This is a genomic window from Streptomyces sp. NPDC059142 (genome assembly GCF_042755665.1).
Classification (GTDB): Bacteria; Actinomycetota; Actinomycetes; order Streptomycetales; family Streptomycetaceae; genus Streptomyces.
In genome coordinates this window covers 939-7,120 of record NZ_JBHZDA010000149.1, presented here as the reverse complement: position 1 = coordinate 7,120, position 6,182 = coordinate 939, and the positions used below count along the sequence as shown (strand labels likewise).

Below are 6,182 nucleotides of genomic sequence, written 5' to 3'. Positions count from 1 at the left end.
CTACCCCGCCCACCCCCCTCTCCCTGCGCTCCACCCCCCACAAAGCCCGCCCCGGCGGGGTGGACCCAGCAGTCTGGGGGGGGCGCCCCCCCCCCCCCCACGGCACATGGTGGTACTTGGCGAGCACCGCGAGCGGATAGCTCCCCACCTTGTTCGCCACCGAGCCGTCGGCGGCGATCCGGTCCGCCCCGATCAGGACGGCGTCCACCTCCCCCGCCGCGAAGAGCGAACCCGCCGCGTTGTCCGTCAGCAGCGTGTACGCCATCCCGCTGCGCGCCGCCTCGTACGCCGTCAACCGGGCACCCTGGAGCAGCGGACGGGTCTCGTCCACCCACAGGCGCCGCAACCGTCCGGCGCGGTGCGCCGCCTTGGCCACCGCGAACGCCGTACCCTCCCCGCCCGAGACGAGCGCCCCGGTGTTGCAGTGGGTCAGGATCCGGTGGCCGCCCGCGGACACCAGCTCATCGAGGAACGCGAGGCCGAACGCCGCCATATCCGCGCTGGCCTGGGCGTCTTCCCGGTGCAGCCGCTTCGCCTCGGTGAGCGCGGCAGCCGCCGCGCCCTTCGCGTCCGCCCCCTGCCCGGCCGCCGCCCGGTACGCGTCCCGGGCCCGGCGCACCCCGTACCCCAGGTTCACGGCGGTGGGCCGCGCCCCCGCCAACTGCTCCGCGGCGTCCTCGACGTCGTAGCCCCGCGCGGCGGCCAGCGCCACCCCGTAGGCACCCGCGATCCCCAGCAACGGCGCACCCCGGACCGCCAGCGTCCTGATCGCCACGACCAGCGCGGGCACATCCGTACAGACCAGCTCCGCCTCCTCGGCCGGAAGCCGCGTCTGGTCGAGGAGGACCAGTACGGGCCCTTCGGGCGGCTCGTCCCAGCGGAGTGAAGGGAGCATCGGCGGCTCCACGCCGACCGCAGTGTGTGCGTACTGATCAGCCATCCGCTCAGTCTGCCCGCTGCGGCACGGACAATGAAGGCGAGAACAGAGGCGATAAGGAGATACAGCCCCCGGTCCACCCCGGCGCGACGCGTGGCACGATGGCTGCCAGGCCCTGTTTCCCGGATCTCCGTGGACCCGGAACCCCAGGTACGGCACCATGCCGCCGCTCCACGGAGGTCCGGGAAACAGGACCCAGGTCGTGTCCGACGGATCTTCACAGGCCCGCGACGCCCCGCACCGCATCCCGCAGGGGCACCGGTGTCGTCCCTGTACCTCCGGTCCATCGACGACACCGGGCCGCGAAGCTCCACCGGACGCGACCTGGCCCGCCGCCCCGCTCCGCGGCCGGGCACCGTCGAAGCGCCGGCTCCCCGAGCCGGCCTCTCAACCAATCCACGAGGTGGACGACCGTGAACGACACTCCGGGCTGGGCCTCGCCCGGATCCGCCCCGTCCGACGGCCAGGACACCACGGTGCCCCGGCCCGCAGAGCCCGCCGACGACACGACCGGCTCCACCTCGAAGTGGTCCACGGCCCAGCCTCCCGCCGGGCAGTGGTCCCCGCCGAGCGCGCCCGGCACCGGCCCCACCGCGCCCGGACCCACGCGGGGCCCGGGCGGCCCGCCCCCGGGCGGAGGATCCGGCTGGGGCAGACCGCCGGCCGCCAAGCCGGGCGTCATCCCGCTCCGCCCGCTGGGCGTCGGCGAGATCCTCGACGGCGCCGTGTCGACCCTGCGCCGCCACTGGCGCACGGTGCTGAGCGTCAGCCTCGCGGTCTCCGCGATCTCCCAGATCGCCGACATCCTCCTGCGGCGCTATCTGCTGCCCGAGCCCGTCGTGCTCGACCCGAACACGCCGCCCTCCGAACTCTTCAGCCGGGCCACCGAGTCCGCGCAGTCGCAGCTCGTCGCGGACGCCCCTTCGCTCGCCATCCTGGTGATCTGCACGCTCTTCACCACCGCGATACTCACCGTGGTGATCAGCCGCTCCGTACTGGGCCGCCCCGTCACCCTCGCGGACGCCTGGGGCGAGGCCCGGCCCCGCCTCCTCAAGCTCCTCGGCTACACCCTGCTGCTGCCGCTGATGAGCGCCGCCGTACTGACCGTCGGCATGCTGCCCGGCCTGCTGATCGGCTCCACGGCCGGAATCGCGCTCTCCCTGCTCGGCGCGATGGCCGCCTTCGTCGCCGTCATCTGGCTGATGGTCCTCTTCAGCCTCACCTCCCCCGCGCTCATGCTGGAACGCCAGGGAGTCATCGCCTCGATGCGCCGCTCCGCCAAGCTCGTCTCGGGCGCCTGGTGGCGCACCTTCGGCATCCTGGCGCTCACCCTGGTGCTGTCCATGATGCTCTCGCTGCTCATCGCCATCCCGTTCGCGGCCATCGGCTCCGCCGTGGGCGGCGAGAGCCTGACCGGCTGGCCTTTCCTCATCGTCACCGGCATCGGCGCCGTGATCGCCTCCACGATCACCTACCCGATCTCCGCCGGGGTCACCGTCCTGCTCTACGTGGACCAGCGCATCCGGCGCGAGGCCCTCGACCTCGAACTCGCGCGCGCCGCGGGCGTACCGGGTTACGGCACCGAACAGCCGGGCCGCGACCCCTCCGGGAGTTGATGCGGTGTCCATCGTGGGGGGAACGACGACACGGCTGCTGATACGCGCGAGCGACGACCCGCCGCTGGACACCCCCCGCCTCCCCGCCCGGGAGGCGGCGGAGCGGGAACTGTCCAAGCCGATGTACCACGAGAACGATCCCAACCTCCTGGAACGCGCCCTCAGCCGCCTCGGGGAGTGGATCGGCCGGCTCTTCGATGCCGCGTCAGGCGCCGCCCCCGGCGGCCCACTCGGACTCACCGTGGTCGTCCTGATCGTCGTGGCACTCTGCGCCGCCCTGTGGTGGCGGCTGGGCACTCCCGGCCGCCGGCCGACCACCACGGGCACCCTCTTCGACGACGGCCCCCGCAGCGCCGCACAGCACCGCACCACGGCGGAGGCGCACGCCGCGGCCCACCGCTGGACGGAAGCGGTCCAGGAACGGATGCGCGCCATCGTCCGCTCCCTGGAGGAACGGGCCCTGCTCGACCCCCGTCCCGGCCGCACCGCCGACGAAGCGGCCGCAGAGGCGGGGCGCACGCTCCCCGGGCACGCCGACCGACTGCGCACGGCTGCCCGGGAGTTCGACGACGTCACGTACGGCGGCCGCACCGCCGACGAGCCGACATATCTGCGGCTGCGTGAACTCGACACGGACCTCGAACGAGCGAAGCCGCACCTGAGCACCGTGGCCGGAGGAACCGCCCAGTGACCTCCCCCGTCAGTCCCACCTCGCTCGCCCCGACCGCCCGTCAGGTCTGGACCCGCGGCCGGGGAATCCTCCTCGCCCTTCTCGTTCTTCTGGCCGCCGGAATCGCCCTGGCGGCCCTGCGCTCCGGGGAGCAGTACGGCCGTCTCGACCCGCGCTCCACCGACCGGTTCGGCAGCCGTGCGGCCGCCGAACTGCTCAGGGACCAGGGCGTCTCCGTCACCGTCCGCACCACACTCCGCGAGGCCACCGACGAGGTCGGGCCCGACACCACCCTGCTGGTCACCAACCCAGACCTGCTGACACCCACGCAGCAACACACCCTGCGCGCCCGCACCGCCCCCGCGGACGGTCGCACCGTCCTCCTCGGCGCGGGCCCGGCGTCCCTCGACACCCTGGCGCCCGGCGTCCGTGCACACACCCCCGCACCGGTCTCGGCCCACATCCCCCGGTGCTCGCTGCCCGCGGCCCTCCGCGCGGGCAGCGTCGACATCGGCGGCGCTCGGTACGCGACGGAACGGTCCGACGCGGACTCCTGCTACCCGAGCGACGGCGCACCGACCCTCGTCAGGATCCCGGAGGCACCGACCGGTTCCGCCGACACGCCGGACACCGCCACCGCATCCGGAGACACGGTCCTGCTCGGCTCCGCCGACATCCTGTACAACGACCGCCTCGACCGGCAGGGCAACGCCTCGCTGGCCCTTCAACTCCTCGGCTCCCGGCCTCATCTCGTCTGGTACCTCCCTTCCCTCAGTGACGACTCCGCCTCCGGTGCCGAGGACACCTCCGGCAGTACATTCCTCGAACTCATTCCTTCCGGCTGGCTCTGGGGCACCTTCCAGCTCTTCCTGGCCGCCCTACTCGCCGCCGTGTGGCGCGCCCGCCGGCTGGGCCCGCTCGTGACCGAACGGCTCCCCGTCGCCATCCGCGCCTCGGAGTCCACCGAGGGACGCGCCGGCCTCTACCGCAAGGCGAACGCACGGGACCACGCCGCCTCGGCCCTGCGCACAGCCACCCGTGACCGCCTCGCCCCACTGCTCGGCGTGCCTCCCACCGAGGCGCACAGTGCCGATTCGCTGACCCCCGCGGTCTCCGCCCGCCTCCCGGACACGGACCACGACCCGGCCGCTCTTCTCTTCGGCCCGGCGCCGACCGGCGACGCCGCCCTCATCCGCCTGGCGGACCAACTCGACGCCCTCGAAAGAGAGGTACGCACCTCATGAGTGCCCCGACCGCACCGAACGCCGGAACCCCGGACCCCGCCGGGAACACGGACAGCGCCCGCGCCGCCCTGGAATCCCTGCGCGCCGAGATAGCGAAGGCGGTGGTCGGCCAGGACCCCGCCGTCACCGGGCTCGTCGTTGCCCTCCTCTGTCGCGGCCACGTCCTCCTCGAAGGAGTCCCCGGGGTCGCCAAGACCCTGCTCGTACGCGCGCTTGCCGCCTCCCTCGAACTCGACACGAAACGCGTTCAGTTCACCCCGGACCTGATGCCGAGCGACATCACCGGATCACTCGTCTACGACTCCCGCACCTCGGAGTTCTCCTTCCAGCCCGGCCCCGTCTTCACCCATCTGCTGCTGGCGGACGAGATCAACCGCACCCCGCCCAAGACCCAGTCGTCCCTCCTGGAAGCCATGGAGGAACGCCAGGTCACGGTCGACGGCGTCGCACGTCCCCTGCCGGATCCGTTCCTGGTCGCGGCAACCCAGAACCCGGTGGAGTACGAGGGGACCTATCCCCTCCCCGAGGCCCAGCTCGACCGCTTCCTGCTCAAACTGACGGTGCCGCTGCCGTCCCGTGACGACGAGATCAATGTGCTGACCCGTCACGCGGAAGGGTTCGACCCGCGCGATCTCCGGGCCGCGGGGGTGCGGCCCGTCGCCGGGCCTGCCGACCTGCAAGCGGCGCGCGACGCGGTCGCCAAGACGGCTGTCTCACCCGAGATCGCGGGCTATGTCGTCGATATCTGCCGTACCACGCGTGAATCCCCCTCGCTGTCCCTCGGCGTCTCCCCACGAGGAGCCACCGCACTGCTCTCCACGGCCCGTGCCTGGGCCTGGCTGACCGGCCGCGACTACGTCATCCCCGACGACGTGAAAGCCCTGGCCCTTCCCACCCTGCGTCATCGCGTCCAGCTCCGGCCCGAAGCAGAGATGGAGGGAGTCACTGCCGACTCCGTCATTACCGCGATCCTCGCCCATGTCCCCGTACCCCGATGAGGCGATGAAACCGTGGCCCTCACCGGACGGAGCGCTCTCCTCGCGGCTCTCGGCTCGCTCCCCGTCGGAGTCTTCGCCCCCAGTTGGGCGGGGATCCTCGCCGTCAATGCGCCGCTCTCACTCGCCATTCTGTGCGACTACGCCTTGGCGACACCAGTGCGAACGCTCCAATTCACCCGAAACGGTGATACCTCAGTTCGGCTCGGCGAGAGCGCGGCAGTCCACCTGACCGTCACCAACACTTCGGGCCGCCGGCTGCGCGCCCAGCTCCGCGACGCCTGGCCGCCGAGCAGTTGGCTGAGCGGGACCGACCGGTCGAGTTCGCGGCACGCGGTGACCGTCCCTCCGGGCGAGCGGCGCCGGCTGACCACCATGCTCCGCCCCACCCGCCGCGGCGACCGGCATGCGGAGCGGGTGACCGTGCGCTCGTTCGGCCCGCTGGGACTGGCCGCCCGCCAGGGCAGCCACGACGTTCCCTGGACCGTGCGGGTGCTTCCGCCGTTCACGAGCCGTAAGCACCTGCCGTCCCGACTCGCCCGTCTACGGGAACTCGACGGCCGCACCAGCGTGCTGACCCGAGGCGAGGGCACCGAGTTCGACAGCCTCAGGGAGTACGTCACCGGCGACGACACCCGGTCCAGGGGGGGGGGGGGGGGAGGGCGCGCGCGCGGCCGCCGCAGTCGCAACCGCCAGCCGGCGCCAGAGGGCGCGCCGCGC

At 72.9% G+C, this 6,182-nt stretch carries 5 protein-coding genes and 1 pseudogene; 5 read left to right on the top strand and 1 reads right to left on the bottom strand.

Features of this window, described 5'->3' with window-relative positions:
- Positions 1 to 940: S-methyl-5-thioribose-1-phosphate isomerase (locus tag ACFXPK_RS31175; protein WP_385080489.1), on the bottom strand; the 940-nt coding region annotated here is incomplete at its 3' end.
- A 410-nt stretch (positions 941 to 1,350) separates the two neighbouring features.
- Between ACFXPK_RS31175 and ACFXPK_RS31170 the strand changes: the two genes are divergently transcribed.
- From ACFXPK_RS31170 to ACFXPK_RS31150, 5 genes and pseudogenes are all read left to right on the top strand, one after another.
- Positions 1,351 to 2,553, top strand: coding sequence for a hypothetical protein (locus tag ACFXPK_RS31170; RefSeq protein ID WP_385080487.1), 1,203 nt, complete (start codon positions 1,351 to 1,353; stop codon positions 2,551 to 2,553).
- A gap of 4 nt (positions 2,554 to 2,557) precedes the next feature.
- Positions 2,558 to 3,244 carry a DUF4129 domain-containing protein gene (locus tag ACFXPK_RS31165; protein WP_385080485.1) on the top strand — a complete coding sequence of 229 codons (687 nt, stop codon included), beginning with the start codon at positions 2,558 to 2,560 and terminating at the stop codon, positions 3,242 to 3,244.
- The gene (locus ACFXPK_RS31160) at positions 3,241 to 4,467 is read left to right on the top strand and encodes a DUF4350 domain-containing protein (protein ID WP_385080483.1); all 1,227 of its coding nucleotides are present in this window, start codon (positions 3,241 to 3,243) and stop codon (positions 4,465 to 4,467) included. Before ACFXPK_RS31165 ends, ACFXPK_RS31160 begins: the two co-directional genes overlap by 4 nt.
- The gene (locus ACFXPK_RS31155) at positions 4,464 to 5,465 is read left to right on the top strand and encodes an AAA family ATPase (protein ID WP_385000316.1); all 1,002 of its coding nucleotides are present in this window, start codon (positions 4,464 to 4,466) and stop codon (positions 5,463 to 5,465) included. The genes ACFXPK_RS31160 and ACFXPK_RS31155 overlap by 4 nt, the downstream gene beginning before the upstream one ends.
- A gap of 12 nt (positions 5,466 to 5,477) precedes the next feature.
- Positions 5,478 to 6,182: pseudogene (locus ACFXPK_RS31150) on the top strand (DUF58 domain-containing protein); the annotation flags it as partial.

Coding starts and splice junctions, on each gene's coding strand:
- ACFXPK_RS31155 (WP_385000316.1), top strand. CDS start 4,464: ATGAGTGCCCCGACCGCACCGAACGCCGGAACCCCGGACCCCGCCGGG.